This window comes from Steroidobacter sp. (assembly GCF_036406195.1).
GTDB lineage: Bacteria > Pseudomonadota > Gammaproteobacteria > Steroidobacterales > Steroidobacteraceae > Steroidobacter.
Genome location: NZ_DASWVW010000042.1, coordinates 1 through 19,853, shown reverse-complemented (window position 1 = coordinate 19,853; position 19,853 = coordinate 1). Strand labels below are relative to the sequence as shown.

Sequence of the window (19,853 nt, the reverse complement as noted above, 5' to 3'; positions counted from 1 at the left end):
CTTTTCGGCATCGGCTCGACGACTTTCGTTCCGTTCATGCGAAGGCAATACTCGGTGGCTTGCACCATGAGTATTCGTTGGCTCGCGCGTGAACAAAAATCCACCACCCAGGCACTGTCAGACGAGATATTGCGGAGGACACGTGCTGAAAGAGATGCGTGCGATTTGTTTATCGCTCCCGGAAACCAGCGAGGACAAGCAGTTCGGCAATCCCGTGTGGCGCGTGGGCAAGAAGGTCTTCGCGCAAGCGTACTGCTACCGAGCGGAACGCAAGTTGAAACTCGCGTTCTGGGTCGGCGTCGATCAACAAGCGCTGTTGATTCGTGACCCGAACTTCAGCATTCCCGCGTACCTCGGGCACAACGGCTGGATTGCGCTCGATGTCACGAAAGAGGCGAACTGGCGCGAGATCCGTTCGCTTGCGCTCTTCAGCTATCGACACTTCGCGCTCGGCAGGATGCTGAGGGCGCTGGATGCGCAAGGCGAGTGATACTGAAGGTCCATCCGCGCCGATTGCGGGTATCAACTGACGGCAATCTTGTCGATCTTTTCCACCGCCGGTTCGCGTCGTCGGGGTAAGTCGATGTGTCGGGCGCTGCCGTGGATGTAGGTCGCGTCCATCCTGGCGATATCGGGGCAGCCGATCATGGCCAGATCGCGCTTTATCTCCGAGCTTAGAATCTCTATTGCGCGCAGGGCACCCTCGGTGCCACCGGCCATCACTCCGTAAAGCGTTGCCCGCGCGACCATGCTGAAGTTCGCGCCTAGACCATGCGCAACGAGGATGTTCGAGCCGCGACGAATGCCGCCATCGAACAGCAGTGGCGCGCGATGCCCGACGTGTGCGGCGATCCCGGGCAGGATGTCGATTGCGGCGGGCATGCAGTCCAGCTTGTTGCCGCCGTGGTTCGACACGATGACGGCATCTGCGCCGAGATCGAGCGCCCGTGCGGCGTCGTCTGGTCGGACGATACCCTTGATCAGCAACTTGCCGGGCCAGAGTCTGCGCAAACGTTCGACTTCAGGCCATTCATGGAATGTCGGAGTTTGTGACCAAGACAGCCGGGCAACATCGTTCGCCGACGCGCCAGCCGGTGCGTACGGAGCCCAGCTGTCCGCGCGAGGCAGGCCACCTCGCGACGCGTGTTCCCAAGTCCAGCGCGGATGGCGCAGCGCCTGCCAGATGACATACGGCCACTTCGCCGGCGGCACGTAAGCCGGCAACTTCAGGCCCGCTCGCACAAGCCAGTGGTTATACATCGGTGCGGGAGCATCGACGGTGAATGCGAGGACTTCAACGCCCGCATCCCTCGCACGTCGCAGCATGTCGTCGGTAATTCGTGAGTCGCGCGCCGCGTAGAGCTGTTGCCAGACATGTTTCGGCGCGATGCGTGCGATCTCCTCGATCGAAGCGCAACTCGAGCTGGACAGCATGAATGGAATGTTTGCTTCAACCGCCGCTTCGGCAAGCATCTGTTCCGCATGGCGCCGCATGATCCCTGCGAAGCCGACGGCGGAAATGCCAAAGGGCCGCGAATAGGTTCGACCGAACACCGTCGCGTCCAGCTTCACGGTCGAACAATCGACGAGTGCATGCGCGCTCAAGTGATATTTGTGGAACCCGTCGGCGTTGCGCGCCGGTCCGTTGCCATCGTCACCGCCGGTTTCGACAGGGACGAAGACGAATTCCGGTGTTCGCCGCCGCGCCAATTCCCGCAGATCGCCAATGGTGATCGCCTTGCTGACCTTGGATGCCACCGCGTTATCCCCTCGAAAAGCCCGTCTCGACGTCGCCCACGACCACCCGCGAGCGGGCGCCCACCAACTTCGGCGCCAGTTTACAGCGGATGATTAATGAATGCATAATACAATTTATCGATAGGGGGATGCGGCCGGTCGGCATGGTCCAGCGAGCCTTAACATGAGCCAGAAACAGAAGATCATCATTGTGGGAGCAGGGCCCACGGGCCTGTCGGCAGCGATCCTGTTACGTCAGCGTGGATACGAGCCGGTGGTGCTGGAGCGTCGCCCTGGCATCACCGGTTACCCCGCGGCTCATGTGGCGAACACTCGCACCATGGAGGTCTTCGCCGAGATGGGCGTGGCCGATCGCGTCTGGAACGTGGGCGACACGAAGGCGATGAGTAGTCTCGTGGTGTGGGTGGAAAGCCTGGCGGGGCGTCAGTATGGCGTCCTGCCGATTCAAGGCTCGGCGCGCGATGAGCGCGGGCCATTGAGCGCCTTCAACTCGGTGAACATTCCACAGACCAGGCTCGAAGGCATTCTGTTGGATCGCTTCATCGAGCTCGGCGGTGTCGTGCGATTCGGCGAGGAGGTCGTGGATGTGCGCGACACGGGCAGCGGCGTCGAGGTGTCCGCGACGGCCGCCGACGGAACTCGTCACAACTTCCACTGTGACTGGCTATTGGGTTGTGACGGCGCTGGCAGCCTCGTGCGCCGCGCGGTCGGCATCGAGATGCAGGGACCGCGAACCATTGCCCGCTTCATGACGATCTACTTCGAAGCCGACCTCGATCGGTTTCGCGAGAACAGACGGGGCTTGCTGTACTGGATCGGTGGACCCGAGGCGCGTGGTGTATTCATCAGCTTCGACGAGATCGGGCGGATGTGGGCCATGCTGGTGCCGATCGGTGACTTGCCCATTGAAGCATTCGATGCGGTTGCCGCCACCCGCATCGTGCAGAAGGCGATCGGCGATCTCGGTGTCCCGGTTTCGCTGAATGCCGTCTCGAGCTGGAACATGAGCGCTCAAGTGGCGACCAGTTACAGGCGAGGGCGAGTCATTCTCGCGGGCGACGCATGCCACCGATTCCCGCCGACAGGCGGCCTGGGCATGAACACGGGAATCCAGGACTCGCACAATCTCGTCTGGAAATTGTGCGCGGTGATCGACGGGCGCGCACGTGAAGCGCTCATCGACACGTACGAACAAGAGCGCAGACCCATCGCTCAGCGCAACACCGACCAGAGCGTACACAACCTGATGAAGATGGGGATGATCGACGAGGCGTTGGGAATTCAGACCCTCGCGCCAATCGCCGCGGATGCGGCCGTGGGGCCTGTCGCCAGCTGGGCCCCAGAGAAGTTGAACATCGACGGCGATTCGCCGGACGCTCGCCGACGGCGGGCAGCCGTTCAAGATGCGATCGACGAACAGGCCGAGCACTTTGCGCAGGGCGCAGGCATCGATCTCGGCTTCTCCTACGCGGAAGGCGCTCTCGTTCCGGATGGATCGCCGAAACCGTCGAATACGCCTTGTGAGTATCGTCCCGACGCGCATCCGGGAGCGCGGCTGCCATTCAGCTCGCCAGACAACACGTTCGCGAATTCGACGCTCGGCTGCGTGCGGCCGTCGGGCGTCACTTTGTTCACAAAAGATCCCCGCTGGGTCGCAATCGCAGCGCGAGCAACGCAGCGGGCTGGCGTCGAGATCGGTGTCGTTCAATTCGGCGAGCAGGGACGAAATCTAGGTCGTAACGCACAGGACCTGCTGGGCATTGCGCCTACGGGCGCCGTGGCCGTGCGGCCTGATGGACACGTTCTTTGGCGTGCGCGCGCAATGACCGACGATGCCATGGAACAGCTTGCCACCGCGGCCGGCATTGCCGCCGGCGCCCCAGTTCAAGAATCAGTTGGATAACGGTATCGCGCATTCGCGAGCAATTTGGAGACAGAGCATGCCAGCCAGTCGTGATGAGTTGATCGATACAATGATCGCAGAGCGCGAGATCCGTCGGATCGCTCATCTGTGTTCGCACTATGTGGACCGCGGCAACATCGAGGGGCTGCGCGAGCTGTTCCATCCCGACGCCATCGCCGAGTATGGGTTCAACAAGTCCAAGACCGTCGCGGAGTTTCTGGAGCGCTTCAAGATTCAGAGAACGGAGCTCACGGGCGTCCAACACCATATCACCACTCAACTGGTCGCCGTGGAGGGCGACTACGCCGAGGCGGAGAACTACGCAATCGCTCACTGCGACATAGAAGAAGCGGATGGCATGAAGACCTTTGTCATTGGCGGCCGCTATCTCGACAAGTATGAACGGCGCAATGGGGTCTGGAAGATATCGCATCGCGTGGGTCTTGAAGATTGGTCCGTGAAGGTGCCCGCGCCGCCTCGTAGAAGCAACGAGCTCGTCGGCGAGATTCCCTGCGGCGGTGTTGGCGAGGCGGATCCAGGGTATCGGTTCTTCAAGCTTCTGAAATAGCCCACAGATCGAGATCCAAGACACGTCCACCCGGCGCCAATAGCAGGGCGCCGGGTGGATGCAGGCGAAGTTATTGAGCCCGCATGCGCATGACGAATGCGTGGAATCGCTCAGCGTAGGCTCGCAGAAAATCTTCGACGTTCTTATCCGCAACTCGGCCGCCGTCATCGATCATGTCCGGACTCTTGAACGAGATGTAGACCTCGCCGGGCAACACCAGGCCACCGAGGATCGACAGGATCTGGCGCAGGTGTTGCTGGCCCACCGCGGTGCCGATGGCGCCGGGGCTGGCTCCTGTCATCGCAATCACCTTGTCCTTCCATACATTGGCGCCGAGCGGCTTCGAACCCCAATCGATGGCGTTTTTCAGAACGGCGGGAATGGAGCGGTTGAATTCCGGAGTCACGATCGATACCGCGTCCGCCGCAGCGATCGCGTCCGTGAAGTCGCGCACGGATCTCGGGCGATCGGCCTCCAGATCGCCGTGATAGAAGGGCATCTCGTACATCGGCACTTCGAAGTAGCGCATGCCCGCCGGCGACAGACACTCGATCGCCTTCGCCAGCCGCCTGTTGATCGAACCGGTTCGTGCGCTTGCCACCAGCATGGCTACGCGAATGCTAGTCATCGTTATCTTCCCCGCATGTTGAGAGTGAGGCCGCCATCGACCGGAATCTTTGCGCCAGTGATGTAGCTGGCGCGATCGGAGGCCAGGAAAGCCACCAGATCGGCGACTTCGCTCATCTGCGCCCAGCGCCCCAGTGCGATGCCGAGGTCCTTGCACAGAGCGGCCAATGTTTCCTCCGGCGCTCTGCCGCCGTTGGCCGCGATTCCTTGCAACCATTTGCGACGATTCTCGGTTGCAACCAGGCCGGGTACGATCGCGTTGACAGTGATGCGCTGCGAGGCGAGCTCGCTTGCGAGATAGCCCGTTGCTTGCATCAATGCGGCGTTCGCCGCGCCATGGAGCAAGCCGGGTTTGAGCACCGCGACTCCCGTCGCTCCGGTGATGTTGATGATCCGCCCCGATCCGTCCTTCGCCATCATGGGCAACGCGGCCCGCGCGAGGCGCAGAGCGCCCAACGTCTTGACCTCGATGACTTCCCGCCATTCGCTGTCTTGCCAGAACAGCTGGCTATCCGGTCGGGTCGCGGGGACGCCGGCGTTGTGGACGAGGATGTTCAGAGTGCCAAAGGCCTGCTTGTTGGCCAACGTGGCCAAGGCACGCTGAATGCTCTCGGCGTCGGTTACGTCCGCAGCCAGGCACTCGAACGATACATCGTGCTCGGCCTGAAGGGCTCGAGCGGTTGCTTCGAGTTTCTCACGGTTGCGCGCGAGCAAGGCGACATTGACGCCTTCGCGAGCCAGGCCACTTGCTATTTCCTTGCCGATGCCCTGGCTGGCTCCGGTCACCAGTGCGGATCGACCGCGAATGTTCAATTCCATCTCGTTTCCTCGTGCTGTGTGCTAATCCGCAGCTGTGCTTTCGGCGACGATTCGTCGCGTCGCCGCCAATCCGAGCGCGAAGGCGATGGCGGCCCCGAGGCAGAACACGATGCAGGAGGCCGCCATCGCGACACCGACTCGCTGCTCGTCACGCAAAACGTGGTCGGTCACAAACCCGATCGCGGTGGGGCCGACAGCAGTGCCGAGCAACGTCGCTATCACGACGTAGATCGCGCTGGCCCGGCCACGAAAGGCATGCGGAGTCGCGATTTGCAGCACCGTCGGGCCGACGACGATTGCTCCGCCGGCAAACAGATTGGCCAGGCCGAAGCCGAAGCAGGCCGCGAGCGGCGAGGGCCACAGATACGCCAGAGCCAGCGCGGGCAAGCAGAGGCAGCTCATTGCCAGTTGCCAGCGAAGGTGAATGTCTTTTCGGCCGGCGATGAACAGGCGCGTGGTGATCCAGCTATGTCCCACGACTGCGAGCGCCGATGTGGTGAGCAGGATAGTCCCGAAGGTCAGCCCGATCTGGCTGGCGGACCAGTGATAGGTCCGCGCCATGAAAGCCGCATTCCACAGGATCGCGCCGACCAACGCGGCTTGCTGCAAACCGATGCCGATGTTGTGAGTGAGATAGAAACGTTTGTGCCTGCTGAAGAAAGCACGAAAACTTCGAACATCCACCTTTGCGGTTGGAGCGGACACCAAGGCGGGGCGGCGCTCGCGCGGGGCCAGGAAAATCAGCGCGGCGAGCGCGACGCCCGGTAGACCGGTCAGCAAGAACACGGTGCGCCAGGGCGACAACTCGCCGATCAGCCACACGTCGACCGTGTCGTTGCGAGATAGAGCTGTGAGCAGTGATCCGCCGACGAACTGACCTAAAGCATTTCCGCAGGTGCCCCCGAGATAGAAGATCATCATCGCGAGTGCCAGGCGCTGGCGCGACACCAGGCTTGCGATCATGGGATAGCCAGCGGGGCCGAGTACCGCTTCACCCGCGCCAATCAAACAGCGAGCGGCGAATAGCTCCGCAAAGTTGCGGACGAATGCGCAGGCGGCTGATGCGAGGCTCCACACCGTCATGCCGAAGAACATGACCGCGCGGCGATCGTATCGATCGGACGCCCAACCGAAAGGAAAGGCGAAGAGAATGTAGAAGAGGGCGACGGCCGCGCCTTGCGCGAGTCCGAATGCGGTGTCGCTGAGCTGCAGATCGGCCTTGATCGGCGTGATCATCATCGAGAGGATCACGCGATCGATCATGGCGACCGCGAAGATGATCGCCAACAGCACCACGATCGCCCAGGCTCGGATCGTGGTGGCGCTCCCTTGCAGCGATTGCGGCTCGCTTGCTTCCCCCGCCAGCGTCTTCAGTTGATTCATTGTTTTGTCCACCTCTCGCGCGGTCGCGAACGTCGCTTTGCATTCTTTCACGACACCGTGCGCGAGAATGCAGGCGCGGGCACTAGCGGTCTCCACAAAATGTATAATGTAGGTATTGTGCAATCTTAGTGTTTGATGCAGTATGCTGGCAACCCGGCGGACGTCGTGGCACTGGCCGAAGAGCCAGCCCGGCGCCGAACGGTTCGCGGCAAGTGACCGGGGCGTCATGCAACCGGCGGAAATCAGGGGGGAAGCATGCATTTCGAACGAGAATTCAGTACGCATGTGACTGCGCTCGCGTTGTTGTTGGGTGTCGCGCAGCCGGTCAACGCGCAGTCCTCGCCACCGGCGGGTCAGCTCGAAGAAGTTGTTGTCACCGCGCAAAAGCGCGTCGAGAGCATTCAGGACGTGCCGCTTTCCGTGGTGGCTGTGTCTGGCGAGCAACTGGAAGCGGCCGGCGTTGGCAATGTCGCGCAACTTGGCAAGCTCGCGCCCTCGCTGAAGATCGATCAGTCCGCTTTGGCGGCGGGAGTGAGTGTTCGCGTGCGAGGCTTCGGCTCGCCGGCAGGTTCGGCGACCGATTCCGATGTCGCTTCTTATATCGATGGCGTCTACATCCCGCGTCCGGGCGCGCTGCTCACATCGTTCCTGGACGTGCAGCGAGTGGAAGTTCTGAGCGGGCCACAGGGCACGCTATTCGGAAGGAACGCATCGATGGGTGCGATTTCCGTCACGACCAACGCGCCCGACACCAGCGATCTGTCGGCGGAAGTCAAAGCAGAGGCCGGAAGTTACGGTACTTACTCGGGCACGTTGATCGCCAATGTTCCGGTCAGCGAGCAATTCGCGGTGCGCTTCGCATATAACGCTTCGCACACCGACGGGCTCTACCGGAACCGCTTCGACGGCCGGACTTACGGCGAAAGCGATGGCTCGGTGGGGCGGATCTCCGCCAAATGGAACATCTCGCCGGATGTCGTTTGGATCATCCGTGCGGACGCGGCACAGACCGATGGTGACGGCGTCTATGCGTTCACGGGAGCGCCGAATGTGACAGCCACGCAGATTGCCGCGATGAACGCTTTCGTTACAGGACAAGGCGGAACGCCGCCGGTCCTCACGTCTCGGCCGTCCTTCCATGTGAACCAGGCGTTCGGCGATCCGTTCTACGACGATCAGCAGTACGGCGTGGCGAGCGATTTGAGCTGGGACATCGCGCCGACCCTGACGGTGCGACTGATCAACAGCTATCGCGATTGGGACAACGAGCAGCGGACGTTGGATTCGGTCGGCACCTCGCTCAGCCTGCTCAATGTTTACCAAGCGAACGCCAGTGCCGCGCATAGTCACGAGTTGCAACTGGTTTCGGCGAAAGACGCATTCCTCGATGGCAAGTTGGGGTTCACGGCGGGCGCCTATCTGGCGCGTGAAGACTATGACTACGGCGTCTCGTTCAATGTCGGCGCCGATTGGTGCCGGATTCTGCGAGCGCCGGTCCTCGATGCCTGCCAGGCGGGAACTCAAGCGAATGCCGGTGTCTCCAGTTTCGCGCAGTCCGCCGACAGCGTCGCGCTGTATGCACAGGTGGATTACGCGATCCTTCCGACGCTCGATCTGACGCTTGGCACGCGTTATACCTGGGACGAGAAGACCGCATCTCTACTCACCACCACACCGAATCCCGCGGCCATCGCGCCGCTGGCAGCGCCGGAAAGTCATCCGGCTCTACGCTTCAAGGATGATCGGCCTTCGTTCCGCGCATCGCTGTCATGGGAGCTTGCGGATCGCACCAAAGCCTTCGCGACTTTCTCGACCGGCTACAAATCCGGCGGATTCAACTCCGGCGTCACCAATCCGCCTCTGACGCCCGCGCTGCGCACGTTCGATTCGGAAACCGTCGACGATTATCAGCTCGGCTTGAAATCGGTCTTCCTGCACAACCGCGTGCGGTTGAATCTGACCTTGTTTCACACCACGCTCGACAACTTCCAGGATCGCTCTTTCAATGGGACTTCGTTCATCATTCGCAACTCCGGCGACGTGCGTTCCGAAGGTGTCGATGTCGACGGCGAAATCCTCGGTCCCGCCGGTCTGCGCCTGAGCTTCGCCGCGACTTATCTCGATTCGATCTATGCCAGCAATCGCAACGCGCCCGGGCTGGAAGGTTGCACCGGCGCGCCCGGCTGTCCGATCGTGCAGGATCTCTCCGGCGCCTGGCGGCCCTACGCTTCAAAGTGGCAGGGGAACGTTTCCCTGGCGTGGACGAGCGAACCGTTCGCCAGTGGTGTGACCGCCACGCTGCGGGCGACGGAGAACTTCACGTCGAGTTTTCTCACTTCGAACACCAACAACTCGCTGTCGAAGTTGCCCGGTTATGCGACCACGGATCTGAGTCTTGGCTTCGCGACACTCGATGGCCGCTGGCAGCTGGATCTGTTCGGCACGAACGTGTTCGACAAGCGTTACTTCGTCAACACGATCGCGCAGGTGCTGGGCGGCTTGTTCGGCGTCAACGATCCGGCCACCGGTGCGACAATGTTCCGCGGCTTCGCGGGCGATCCGGCGCGGTTCGGCGTGCGCGTGACATTCAAATACTGAGGTAGGAGGGGGCCGATAATGATTTCCCGAATTGCATTGCTTGGATTGAGCGTTGCCGTTACCGCAACTACTGGCGCCGCCCTCGCGGAGGACACGCGAGCGAACACCGCAACTAGAGACGAAGCAGGGTCGGGCCTGGAAGAGGTCGTCGTCACGGCGAACCGACGGCCGGAGAACCGACAACTGGTGCCGACGACGATCGCCACCCTGGATGCCGAAGAGCTGTCGAAGCAGGGTGTCGCGACCGTCGGCGAGCTGCCACGGATCGTTCCGGGCTTGTTCATTCAGCGCTCCGGCGCGGCGTCGAATCTATATATGAGAGGCGTCGGCACGAACACCGCGGGTTTCAACGCCGAAGCGCCGGTCGCCATTTATCTGGACGGTCTCTACATTCCCAATCCGGGCTCGAGTCCGTTCTCGTTCAACAATATCGAGCGCCTTGAAATCCTGAAGGGGCCGCAGGGAACGCTGTACGGGCGCAACTCCACGGGTGGCTTGATCAATATCATCACTCGCGATCCCTCGCTGCAGGCGCCGGAGATCGACGCCTCGCTCAGCCTGGCCAATTACGAGACCGTATCATCGAACATCTATGCATCGGTGCCGATGGGCGAGAACCTCGCCGCGAGCGTCGCCTTCACGCGCACCGAGCAGAACGAGGGATGGGGCCGCAACACCGTCGATGGCAGCGATCTGTTCACCAACGACGAGACCGCCGTTCAGGGCAAGATCCGCTGGACGCCCACGGAGTCAACCGTTGTCCAGCTGCAAGGGATGTACGCGGACGTGGAAACCGATCAGGGCAACGTCAATTCGGTCTATCCCGGGTCGATCGGCATGGATGGGAACACCTTCCTGGGACGATACATCGCCGGGGATCGGCGCACGCCATTCGTCACTTCCGAGTTCCGCAATGTGGCGCTCAAAATCGAGCAGGATGTCGGCTTTGCCGATCTGATGAGCCTCACCGGTTACATCGAAGCCGAGGCATTGTCGCTGCTGAACCGCTTCGGGATTCCGGGCGAGCTCGGTGGGCAGGGCACGGTATGGTCGAACATCTTCGGACGCAGCCGGACGTTCAGCCAGGAGTTGCAGCTCAGCTCGAAAGAGACCTCGGAGTCGCCTTTCAGCTGGATCACCGGCCTTTATTATCTTCACGACAAGACGATGACTCGGTTCGACACGCTCTCGCCCTGTCTCGGAGCCACGGCCGACACTTGCATGAGCCTTCCCGGCAATGGGGCACCCACTCGAAATACGGCTTATCCGGTCACGCGCTCCTATGCCGTCTACGGCGAAGGCACGTACGAGTTCACGCCGACCACACGGCTGACGCTGGGCGCTCGCTATACCAGCGATCGCAAGAGTCTGTCGGGGCTCAACTCCTACCTGCAGGGGCTGCCAAACAGCATCACCGAAGGTCCGCCGGCGCTACCGCAGCCGATCCGGCCCGGTCTACCCGCCGGCGCGCGTCCCGCCATCCCGACGTCCAGGACTTATGAGGAGCCAAGCTTCAAGGTGGTGCTCGCGCAGGACCTGGCCGATGACGTTCACGCCTATGTTTCTTTCAATCGCGGCTTCCGCTCGGGTACCTACAACGTAACGTCCTTCAGCAATCCGCCGATCGAGCCGGAGATTCTCGATGCCTACGAGCTTGGCGTGAAATCGACGCTGTTCGATCGGATGCTGCGTCTCAACGGCGCGCTGTTCTATATGGACTACAAGGACATTCAACTCCGAACGTCGGCGCCGCCAGCTCCCGTCGGCTCCGTCATCGTGTACAACGCCGCGTCCGCGCGGATCCGCGGTGTCGATCTCGATTTCGAGTTCGCGCCGACCGCTCAGCTCATGCTGACGGGTAGCGCGGAGTATCTCGACGCTCGTTTCGGTCGCTTGCTTTCGCAATGCTCGGTGCCTCCTGGCCCGGGCGTCGGCGGCGGTGGCAACAGAACCGTACTGCCTTGTGACAATAGCGATCACCGTATGCCGTACGCGCCACGCTGGTCCTATACGCTCGGCGCCACTTACACCATCGAGTCCGATATCGGCTCGTTCGCGTTCGGTGTGAGTGACGCCTACAAGGGCGAGATGACGTGGGATCCGGCGGGACGGCTGGCGCAGGATGCCTACCACTTGATCAACTCGGACCTGACGTGGACCTCGCCGGAGCGCAACTTCCAGGTTCAGCTGTTCGTGCGCAACTGGACCGACGAGTACTACCTGGTCGCCGGATCCGAGACGAGCGCTGACTTGCATGTGCCAGGCGCACCGCGCACCTACGGCATCAAACTGGGATACAGATATTGAAGTTGGAACGGCGCGCCGGTCGACCATGATGGTCGACCGGCCGACCGCCTCGAGGTGCACATATGTATCGATGTCTTCTGGCGACGCTTTGCGTTGCCACTTTCCTTGTGCCCGCATTCGCCGACGGATCGGACGGGCTGCACCGAGCGCAGATCGAAGCGACGGCGCTGGGCGGCGGTGCCTATGTCGTGACGGGCGGTATCTCGAATACCGGCTTCGTCATCGGTCCGAGTGGCGTCATCGTGATCGACGCGCAGATGTTCGCGGAGGATGCGCAACGTAAGCAGGCCGCGATCGCGAAGCTCACCACAAAACCCGTGACCACACTGATCCTCACTCATAGCGACGTGGATCATGTGTACGGGCTGCCTGCGTGGCCGCGCGGGCTGCGGATCATTGCGCAAGAGAATGTCCGATCGCAGATGGAGGCAATGATCGCGAAACCCGATCCCCGACAACCGCCGCTACCCGCGAACTTCGATGCGTATCTGCCGACGCACACCTTGCGTCATGCCGAAACGACAGTCATCGACGGAGTCGAGGTCGCGATGACGCATCTTCGCGCGGGACATACCAATGGCGATCTGGTGATTCATTTCCCCAAGCAGCGAGTTGCGTTCGTCGGGGACTTGCTCACGATCGGCGATCCGAACCTGCCCACCGCCGGGCTCTATCCCGTCATCCATCTCGACAAGTTCGGATCGTCCGCCGGCTGGATCGCGGTAATGAAGGCGGTGCTCGAATTGGAGGCGGATGTATTCATCGGCGGCCATGGCACCGCGCCGATCACGCGTGAGCAACTGAAGGAGGCGGTCGCGGCGACCGAGAAGCGCCGGGCCGAGGTGAAGCGTCTCTTCGACGGCGGCAGTGGGCTGCCCCAGATCAAGGCCGCTCTGAACGATCCGCCGCCGGCGGCACCGCTGTTCTTCTCCACGTTCGTGGAAACCGTGTACCAGGAGCTGCTTCGCGAATAGGAAGGCCCGCGAATAGGAAGGCGAAAGGCTCGCCGGCAGGGTGGACTTTCACTCCACTTTGCATGCTTTATGCAAAACCTATGGGATTTACCCCGGGATGAGGGATAATCGGCGCCGGTCATCCCCGTTCCCCCTGCCGAGAGGATCATGAGCAAGTTCGACGCCGCCGCCAAAGTCGCCGAGACTGGCAAGCCCAAGCGTGCCTCCAAGGTCCGTCTGCAACTGAGATCCTCCGGGCGAGTGGTGAAGCAGCAAGCACAGCTGCTGCATGAGCGGGCCGCCGAGGCCATGCGCAACATGATCATCGAGGGAGAGATTCTCCCCGGATCGCGAATGCCGGAAATGGAGCTGTGCGCGATGCTCGGCATCTCCCGCACCCCGTTGCGTGAGGCGTTGAAAGTGCTTGCCGCCGAGGGCCTGGTGATTCTTACGCCTCAGCGTGGCGCGATGGTCACCGAGCCGAACGTGGAGCAACTCGGTGCCACCGTCGAAGCGGTGGCCCATGTGGAGGCGGCGGCGGCACGCATCGCCTGTCGCAAGGCAAGCGATCGCGAGATCAAGGAAATCGCGACATATCACAAGCAGATGATCGACGCGGCCGAGGCGGGCAGCCACAAGCGGTACTTCCGGGCCAATCAGGCGTTTCACACCGCGATCGTGAAGGCGTCACACAACGAGGTGCTCATCGAAATGCATGCGCGCGCCAATGCGCATCTGATGCGGCATCGCTATGTGACGATCGATCAAATTCCCGACAGCTTGCGGGCCAGCTTCATCGAACAGCACGGCAAGATCGTCGATGCGCTGACCGCGCGCGACCCGGAAGCGGTCGATCGCGCGGTGCTTCTGCATCTCAGCCGCGTTGGCGAGACGACGGGAGCGCAGCGCTAGCTCCGCCTGGATACACGGCAGCGCTCATTCGCTCAGCCATTTCTCGATGCTCGCGTACAGGGCGTTGACGTCGTCCGGGCGATCGATACCGATCTCGGTCTGCGACATGGTGAGCCCCTTGCGGGTCAGCGCCCATGACAGCGCGGCGTAGGAGGGGCGGTACTTCGCCAATTCGGCGGCTGGTATCACCAGCGTTTCGCCAGGCACGTCGGGCGTCAGTTCCGAATGCTCGTAGATCGGCTGCAGCGAAAGAATCTTCCACTCGCCATCGCGCTTCTCCAGCCGATAGTTGATCCGCATGTTCGCGTTGAGGTTCACGGTCTTGCCATCGACCTTCAGCTGCGACCAGTTGCGCGAACCGATTTCGACATGAGCCTTGTTGCCGCGGATGTCGACGATGGGTGCGAACATTCGGTGCTTGCCGACTACGCCGCCGGCTGACAACTTGCGGGAGGCGTGAACGAATCCCGGACCGTCGCCGTGATACCAACTCACGTCGACCCGCGAATCCGGCCAGTAGGTCGCCAGCATCCGATCCCACCAGCCATTGTCCCGGGCTTGTCGCTCACGCAGGACCACTTGAGTCACGGCGGAGACGTCGTCCTGTTGTTTCAGAAACGCGGCGGCAGTCTCATGAGCCGAGGGTTTTGCCGCTGGTCGTTCCTCGGCCGGTGCAAGTGCCGGCCATAGCAGCGCCAGAATCGCGAAATGAGTGGCGAAATGGCTGGCCAGCCATCGTCCCGTTCCGGGGCCCGGCGCCGAGCTGTCTGTGTCGGTCATGTTGCACACCGTTGTTTCTCCGGGTTTGTGTGAATTCATTGTACGTAAGGACGCCACGCGCCCGGCAACCGACCGCGCTTGCGTCCGTCGCCGAAACGAGAGTACTATGAATTCATAATACATTATCGGCGCGGCCGATGCAGTACGCGATGCGGTATTGCGTGGGGCGCGCCGGCTACCGAAGCAGCAGCAACGATCGAACACGGGAGACACCGCGATGGGCCTGGGAAACGAGCAAGCCAAAGCGCCGAATCTGAGGTTCAGCCACATGGGCCTGAGCGTCAGGGACGTGGAGAAGATGGAGGATTTCTACACCCGGATCCTCGGCTTCACGGTCACCGACCGCGGCCACGCCGGAGGCATGGATCTTGTGTTCCTGTCACGGGATCCGGCGGACCATCATCAAATCGTGCTGGCGAGCGGGCGGCCGGAGCAATTGCCCGCGAACACCGCGAATCCCCAGTTTGGTCCGAGCATCAATCAGATTTCGTTTCAGATGGGATCGCTCGCCGATCTGCGTGACATCGGCGCGCGGGTGCGCGAATACGGGACCACCAATTTCTTTCCCGCGAATCATGGCATCGCGTGGAGCATCTACACGCACGATCCCGAGGGCAACAATCTCGAGTTCTTCGTCGACACCGAATGGTACTTCCCACAGCCTTTCCTGATCCCGCTGGAGTTGGACAAGAGCGATGAGGAGATCTACTCGCTCACGGAGAAGCTCTCGAAAGCGCAGCCCGGCTACGAGCCTTATACCCAGTGGCGGCAGAAGATAGCGCCGCGAATGACGACTTACCGCGCATCGGTTGTTTCCTCATGACGGGCATGCTGATTCGATCCGCGTTCTGGATCGGCGCGCCGCGGGCAGGGCAGGAGGAGACGTTCGCGGCTGCGATCAACGACGAGCTCGTGCCGGCGATGCGCCGATTCCCCGGTGTGAGTTCGGTCAAGGCGCTGTGGCCAGTCGGTCGCGAGAACGACCCGCCACATATCCATTGTCAGGTGATCGTTGCATACGACTCCCACGACGACATGCAGCGCATGTTGCAGTCCAAGGAACGGGCGGCACTGCGCCCACGCGTGCAGGCGGCCATGACGCTGTTCGACGGAACGGTCAGCCATATCGACTATCGGACGGTCTGACTCGAAACCAAACGTAACAACCATGAATGCTGTTTCAGTGGACGGCGACCCCGAAGAAACCCGGGAGTGGCTGGAGGCCTTCGATTCCGTCGTCAGGTACGATGGCCCGTCGAGAGCGCAGTATCTTCTCGATCACCTCGCTCACCATGCATGGGCGCGAGGATTGCAAGCGCAGCGAGCGCGGATTACTCCGTATCGCAATACGATTGGTGTCGGCGAGCAGCCGGCGTATCCCGGAGATTTGGATCTCGAAGAGCGATTGCGGGCAGCGATACGCTGGAACGCCCTTGCCATGGTGGTGCGCGCGAACCAGATGTCCGCGGAGCTCGGCGGTCATATCGCGAGCTACGCATCCGCCGCCGATCTGTTCGAAGTCGGTTTCAACCATTTCTTCAAGGGGCCGGAGCATCCGGACGGCCCGGATCTCGTGTACTTCCAGCCGCATTCCTCGCCCGGTGTCTATGCGCGCGCCTATCTCGAAGGCTTTCTGGACGAGAGTCACTTGCAGCACTACCGCCAGGAGATCGGCGGAAACGGACTGTGTTCCTATCCGCATCCCTGGCTGATGCCGGACTTCTGGCAGTTCCCGACCGGCTCGATGGGCCTGGGCCCGATCAACTCGATCTTCCAGGCGCGCTTCATGCGCTATCTGCAGGACCGCGGGCTGTGCCGCACCGAAGGCCGTCGTGTGTGGGGGTTCTTCGGCGACGGCGAGATGGACGAGCCCGAATCGATCGGAGCGCTGTCGCTGGCGGCTCGCGAAGGGCTCGACAATCTGACGTTCGTGATCAATTGCAACTTGCAGCGCCTGGATGGCCCCGTGCGCGGTAACGCGCGAATCATCGATGAGCTGGAAGCATTGTTCGCGGGTGCGGGCTGGAACGTCATCAAAGTGCTCTGGGGCTCGGATTGGGACGTGCTATTCGCGCGCGATACTCAGGGCGAGCTGTTGCGAGCGTTCGCGAACACCGTCGACGGCCAGTTCCAGACCTTCTCCGCCAATGACGGCAAGTACAATCGAGAACACTTCTTCGCGCAGACGCCGCAGCTGGCCGCGCTGGTCGCGAACATGAGCGACATGGAGATCGATCGTCTCAAGCGCGGAGGTCACGATCCGCACAAGCTTTACGCTGCCTATGCGGCCGCGACTGCTCACCGGGGACAGCCCAGCGTCGTGCTCGCCAAGACCATGAAGGGCTATGGCATGGGCGCGGCCGGCCAGGGAAGGATGACGACGCATCAACAGAAGAAGCTGGAGCTGGACAGTCTCAAGGAATTCCGCGACCGCTTTCGGCTGCCATTGACGGACCAGCAGGTTGAAACGCTTCAGTTCTACAAGCCATCGCAGGACAGTGCTGAGCTGAAGTACCTTCATGCCCGCCGCGCGGAGCTCGGCGGTTATTTGCCGCGGCGAAGATCGAGATCGACTGCGGCACTCACTGCTCCATCCGCGGATAGCTTTGGCAAGTTTGCTCTCGAAGCCGAGGGCAAGCCGATGTCGACGACCATGGCGGCGGTGCGGATGCTTGGCAATCTGTTGAAGGACTCGGTCGTGGGCAGGCGTGTCGTTCCCATCGTCGCGGACGAGGCGCGCACGTTCGGCATGGCCAACTTGTTTCGCCAGGTTGGCATCTATTCTCCAGTCGGGCAGAAGTATGAGCCCGAGGATCTGGGCTCCATGCTCTACTACCGGGAGGATCGGACCGGCCAGATCCTGGAGGAGGGCATCTCCGAAGCGGCGGCGATATCGTCTTGGGTGGCCGCCGCAACCTCCTACAGCGTGCACGACCATCCCATGCTGCCGTTCTACATCTATTACTCGATGTTCGGCTATCAGCGAGTCGGCGATCTCATCTGGGCCGCCGCCGATCAGCGGGCACGAGGATTTCTGCTCGGCGCCACGTCCGGACGCACGACGCTGGGTGGCGAGGGGCTGCAGCACCAGGACGGTACGAGTCACATCGCATTCGCCACGATACCGAACTGCCGAGCGTATGACCCCGCGTTCGCTTACGAGATCGCAGTGATTCTCGAACACGGCATGCGGGAGATGCTGGAGGAGCAGCACGATGTCTTTTATTACCTGACGATCGGGAATGCCAATTATGCGCAGCCCTCGATGCTCGGCGATGCGTCAGTCAAGGAGGGGATTCTCAAGGGCTGTTATCCGCTGAGTGCGGCGAGCGAGCGCGCTGCGGTTCAGTTGCTCGGTTCCGGGGCGATCATGACGGAGGTGCTGGCGGCGAGAGAGCTGCTCAAAGATGACTGGAACATCGAGGCTGCTGTTTGGAGTGTGACGAGCTACGCAGAGCTTCACCGCGACGGAATCGATTGCGAACGACGCAATCGACTCGATCCGAGCGGTGCACAGGTCCAGTCATATGTGAGCCGAGCGCTCGGCGCCTGCGCCGGTCCGGTGATCGCGGCCAGCGACTATGTGCGCGCCTTGCCGGAGCTGATCCGGGCATTCGTGCCGCGACGATACGTTACGTTGGGAACAGATGGCTTCGGACGCAGTGATACGCGGGCGGCGCTTCGCGCTTTCTTTGAAGTGGATGCTCGATCGATCGTCATCGCTGCCCTCAAGGCGCTCGCTGATGAACAGCAGATCGATCGATCCATTGTTGTGGAGGCGCTGCGTAAGTACGGGTTGAGCGCGGATACGCAGGCGCCATGGACGCGGTGAGCGTTGACATGCGAGTCGTCACCGTTCCGGATATCGGGGACTTCAAGGACGTGCCCGTGATCGATGTGCTCGTCAAGGTGGGCGATGCGATCGCGAAGGATCAGCCCGTTGTGGCCTTGGAATCCGACAAGGCAGTGATGGAAGTGCCCAGTCCGGCATCTGGAGTCGTGCAAGCCATCGACGTCAAGGTCGGGGATCGCATCAGTAAGGGCTCGGTGTTGTTGACGCTGGGCGGCTCGGCGCCGCCAGCAATCGATCGGCCGTTGCGCGACCCTACGGAATCTTCCTCGGTGAGCACGCAGAGGACGCGCACGGAGGCCGACTCCTCCGTCGTCTCGATATTGGACGCGCGAGTCTATGCCGGTCCAGCGGTGCGCCATCTTGCACGCACGTTAGGTGTAGATCTCGCCGAAGTGAAGGGCAGTGGCACTCGGGGAAGAATTCTGTCGGCCGATGTTCATGCTCACGTCAAGGCGGCACTGTCGCAACGAGCCGAGAGTGCGCCGCTGTCCGCTCAGCAGAGCGGTTTCGCCTTTGCGCTACCTTCATGGCCCGTCGTGGATCATGCGGCGTACGGTCCGGTCACTTCGCAACCGCTGTCGCGAATTCGCAAGCTCTCCGGCGCCAATCTGCATCGCAACTGGATCGCGATTCCGCATGTCACCAATCACCACGACGTCGATGTGACCGAGCTCGAAGCGTTTCGCGTGGAAGCCAATCGCGAGTACCAGAGTCGAGGCGTGAAATTCACGATCCTGCCGTTCGTCATCAAGGCCTGCGTCACGGCGCTCAAGCAATTTCCCGAGTTCAATGCCTCGTTGGACGGCGACTCGCTGATCCTCAAGCAGTACTATCACATCGGGTTCGCGGCGGAAACGGCGAACGGATTGGTCGTTCCAGTGATTCGCGACGCCGACAGCAAGGGCATCGCTCAGCTCGCCCAGGAGCTGGCGCTCCTGGCCGGCAAGGCGCGAGAGGGGAAGTTGACCGTGCAGCAAATGCAGGGAGGCACGTTCTCCGTTTCCAGCCTCGGTGGAATCGCGGGCAGCTATTTCACTCCCATCATCAACGCGCCGGAAGTGGCCATCCTGGGGCTCGGTCGCTTGCAGTCTCGTGTCGCTTGGCGCAACGGGCAGGCGCAGCCACGGCTGATGTTGCCGCTGTCGCTGTCTTGGGACCATCGGGTGGTCGACGGTGCCGCCGCCGCCCGATTCAACGCCGCGCTGGAATCCGCGTTGGGGGACATTCGCAGGCTGCTCCTATAGGAATAACTGTGGTCCGCAAAAATTGGATCGTGGCCTCGGGGCTGGTCAGCTTCTGTAACTATGGCATGATCACGGCGTGCTGAGTGCGTGCTCCATTATCGTTCGACTTGCCTGGGACCTGATCCAGTGGTGCGGGCTCCTATTTCGG

The 19,853-nt window shown here is 61.7% G+C and carries 16 protein-coding genes; 11 read left to right on the top strand and 5 right to left on the bottom strand.

Translation table 11 applies throughout. The annotated features are described in order from the left end of the window. Positions 1–142 precede the first annotated feature (142 nt). On the top strand, positions 143–490 hold the full coding sequence (locus VGE08_RS17810) for an MmcQ/YjbR family DNA-binding protein (protein ID WP_331069261.1): 348 nt from the start codon (positions 143–145) through the stop codon (positions 488–490). 32 nt (positions 491–522) lie between these two features. Here the strand turns inward: VGE08_RS17810 and VGE08_RS17805 are convergent, their stop codons facing one another. Then, a complete protein-coding gene (locus VGE08_RS17805) occupies positions 523–1,758 on the bottom strand; it encodes an alpha-hydroxy acid oxidase (RefSeq protein WP_331069260.1) in 1,236 nt (411 codons plus the stop codon). A 163-nt stretch (positions 1,759–1,921) separates the two neighbouring features. Here VGE08_RS17805 and VGE08_RS17800 point away from each other — a divergent pair, with 163 nt between their 5' ends. Together VGE08_RS17800 and VGE08_RS17795 are read left to right on the top strand one after the other, a co-directional pair. Further along, complete coding sequence (locus VGE08_RS17800; RefSeq protein ID WP_331069259.1) at positions 1,922–3,661, top strand: FAD-dependent monooxygenase; 1,740 nt, start codon at positions 1,922–1,924, stop codon at positions 3,659–3,661. A 37-nt stretch (positions 3,662–3,698) separates the two neighbouring features. After that, complete coding sequence (locus tag VGE08_RS17795; protein WP_331069258.1) at positions 3,699–4,229, top strand: nuclear transport factor 2 family protein; 531 nt, start codon at positions 3,699–3,701, stop codon at positions 4,227–4,229. 70 nt (positions 4,230–4,299) lie between these two features. On the opposite strand, the gene VGE08_RS17790 is transcribed toward VGE08_RS17795, so the two are convergent. From VGE08_RS17790 to VGE08_RS17780, 3 genes are read right to left on the bottom strand one after another with little or no spacing between them, the layout of a single operon-like run. Beyond that, the gene (locus tag VGE08_RS17790) at positions 4,300–4,857 is read right to left on the bottom strand and encodes an NADPH-dependent FMN reductase (RefSeq protein ID WP_331069257.1); all 558 of its coding nucleotides are present in this window, start codon (positions 4,855–4,857) and stop codon (positions 4,300–4,302) included. A gap of 2 nt (positions 4,858–4,859) precedes the next feature. Beyond that, a complete protein-coding gene (locus VGE08_RS17785) occupies positions 4,860–5,675 on the bottom strand; it encodes an SDR family NAD(P)-dependent oxidoreductase (protein WP_331069256.1) in 816 nt (271 codons plus the stop codon). A gap of 21 nt (positions 5,676–5,696) precedes the next feature. Further along, positions 5,697–7,058 carry an MFS transporter gene (locus VGE08_RS17780; RefSeq protein WP_331069255.1) on the bottom strand — a complete coding sequence of 454 codons (1,362 nt, stop codon included), beginning with the start codon at positions 7,056–7,058 and terminating at the stop codon, positions 5,697–5,699. A gap of 255 nt (positions 7,059–7,313) precedes the next feature. Between VGE08_RS17780 and VGE08_RS17775 the strand changes: the two genes are divergently transcribed. The 4 genes from VGE08_RS17775 (at position 7,314) to VGE08_RS17760 (ending at position 13,828) form a co-directional block, all read left to right on the top strand. Further along, complete coding sequence (locus VGE08_RS17775; RefSeq protein ID WP_331069254.1) at positions 7,314–9,656, top strand: TonB-dependent receptor; 2,343 nt, start codon at positions 7,314–7,316, stop codon at positions 9,654–9,656. Between the two features lie 18 nt (positions 9,657–9,674). Continuing rightward, on the top strand, positions 9,675–11,963 hold the full coding sequence (locus tag VGE08_RS17770) for a TonB-dependent receptor (protein ID WP_331069253.1): 2,289 nt from the start codon (positions 9,675–9,677) through the stop codon (positions 11,961–11,963). Positions 11,964–12,025: 62 nt separating this feature from the next. Beyond that, the gene (locus VGE08_RS17765; protein ID WP_331069252.1) at positions 12,026–12,937 is read left to right on the top strand and encodes an MBL fold metallo-hydrolase; all 912 of its coding nucleotides are present in this window, start codon (positions 12,026–12,028) and stop codon (positions 12,935–12,937) included. 147 nt (positions 12,938–13,084) lie between these two features. Next, on the top strand, positions 13,085–13,828 hold the full coding sequence (locus VGE08_RS17760) for a GntR family transcriptional regulator (RefSeq protein WP_331069251.1): 744 nt from the start codon (positions 13,085–13,087) through the stop codon (positions 13,826–13,828). 24 nt (positions 13,829–13,852) lie between these two features. Here VGE08_RS17760 and VGE08_RS17755 read toward each other — a convergent pair whose 3' ends face one another. Next, positions 13,853–14,608, bottom strand: a complete 756-nt coding sequence (locus VGE08_RS17755; RefSeq protein ID WP_331069250.1) for a nuclear transport factor 2 family protein — start codon at positions 14,606–14,608, stop codon at positions 13,853–13,855. Positions 14,609–14,825: 217 nt separating this feature from the next. Between VGE08_RS17755 and VGE08_RS17750 the strand changes: the two genes are divergently transcribed. The 4 genes from VGE08_RS17750 to VGE08_RS17735 are packed head-to-tail and all read left to right on the top strand — an operon-like array spanning position 14,826 to position 19,705. Next, positions 14,826–15,431, top strand: coding sequence for a VOC family protein (locus tag VGE08_RS17750; RefSeq protein WP_331069249.1), 606 nt, complete (start codon positions 14,826–14,828; stop codon positions 15,429–15,431). Continuing rightward, a complete protein-coding gene (locus tag VGE08_RS17745) occupies positions 15,428–15,754 on the top strand; it encodes a hypothetical protein (RefSeq protein ID WP_331069248.1) in 327 nt (108 codons plus the stop codon). Before VGE08_RS17750 ends, VGE08_RS17745 begins: the two co-directional genes overlap by 4 nt. 22 nt (positions 15,755–15,776) lie before the next feature. Further along, the gene (gene mdeB / locus VGE08_RS17740) at positions 15,777–18,440 is read left to right on the top strand and encodes an alpha-ketoglutarate dehydrogenase (RefSeq protein WP_331069247.1); all 2,664 of its coding nucleotides are present in this window, start codon (positions 15,777–15,779) and stop codon (positions 18,438–18,440) included. Between the two features lie 8 nt (positions 18,441–18,448). After that, positions 18,449–19,705 (top strand): 2-oxo acid dehydrogenase subunit E2, encoded by a 1,257-nt coding sequence (locus VGE08_RS17735; protein WP_331069246.1) that lies wholly within the window; start codon positions 18,449–18,451, stop codon positions 19,703–19,705. The last annotated feature ends 148 nt before the right edge of the window (positions 19,706–19,853 follow it).

Bases quoted from the DNA above. Each gene is read 5' to 3' on its own strand.
- VGE08_RS17770 (WP_331069253.1), top strand. From the start codon at position 9,675: ATGATTTCCCGAATTGCATTGCTTGGATTGAGCGTTGCCGTTACCGCA.
- VGE08_RS17735 (WP_331069246.1), top strand. From the start codon at position 18,449: ATGCGAGTCGTCACCGTTCCGGATATCGGGGACTTCAAGGACGTGCCC.
- VGE08_RS17745 (WP_331069248.1), top strand. From the start codon at position 15,428: ATGACGGGCATGCTGATTCGATCCGCGTTCTGGATCGGCGCGCCGCGG.
- VGE08_RS17760 (WP_331069251.1), top strand. From the start codon at position 13,085: ATGAGCAAGTTCGACGCCGCCGCCAAAGTCGCCGAGACTGGCAAGCCC.
- VGE08_RS17775 (WP_331069254.1), top strand. From the start codon at position 7,314: ATGCATTTCGAACGAGAATTCAGTACGCATGTGACTGCGCTCGCGTTG.
- mdeB (WP_331069247.1), top strand. From the start codon at position 15,777: ATGAATGCTGTTTCAGTGGACGGCGACCCCGAAGAAACCCGGGAGTGG.
- VGE08_RS17790 (WP_331069257.1), bottom strand. From the start codon at position 4,857: ATGACTAGCATTCGCGTAGCCATGCTGGTGGCAAGCGCACGAACCGGT.
- VGE08_RS17750 (WP_331069249.1), top strand. From the start codon at position 14,826: ATGGGCCTGGGAAACGAGCAAGCCAAAGCGCCGAATCTGAGGTTCAGC.
- VGE08_RS17765 (WP_331069252.1), top strand. From the start codon at position 12,026: ATGTATCGATGTCTTCTGGCGACGCTTTGCGTTGCCACTTTCCTTGTG.
- VGE08_RS17755 (WP_331069250.1), bottom strand. From the start codon at position 14,608: ATGACCGACACAGACAGCTCGGCGCCGGGCCCCGGAACGGGACGATGG.
- VGE08_RS17785 (WP_331069256.1), bottom strand. From the start codon at position 5,675: ATGGAATTGAACATTCGCGGTCGATCCGCACTGGTGACCGGAGCCAGC.
- VGE08_RS17780 (WP_331069255.1), bottom strand. From the start codon at position 7,058: ATGAATCAACTGAAGACGCTGGCGGGGGAAGCAAGCGAGCCGCAATCG.
- VGE08_RS17800 (WP_331069259.1), top strand. From the start codon at position 1,922: ATGAGCCAGAAACAGAAGATCATCATTGTGGGAGCAGGGCCCACGGGC.
- VGE08_RS17795 (WP_331069258.1), top strand. From the start codon at position 3,699: ATGCCAGCCAGTCGTGATGAGTTGATCGATACAATGATCGCAGAGCGC.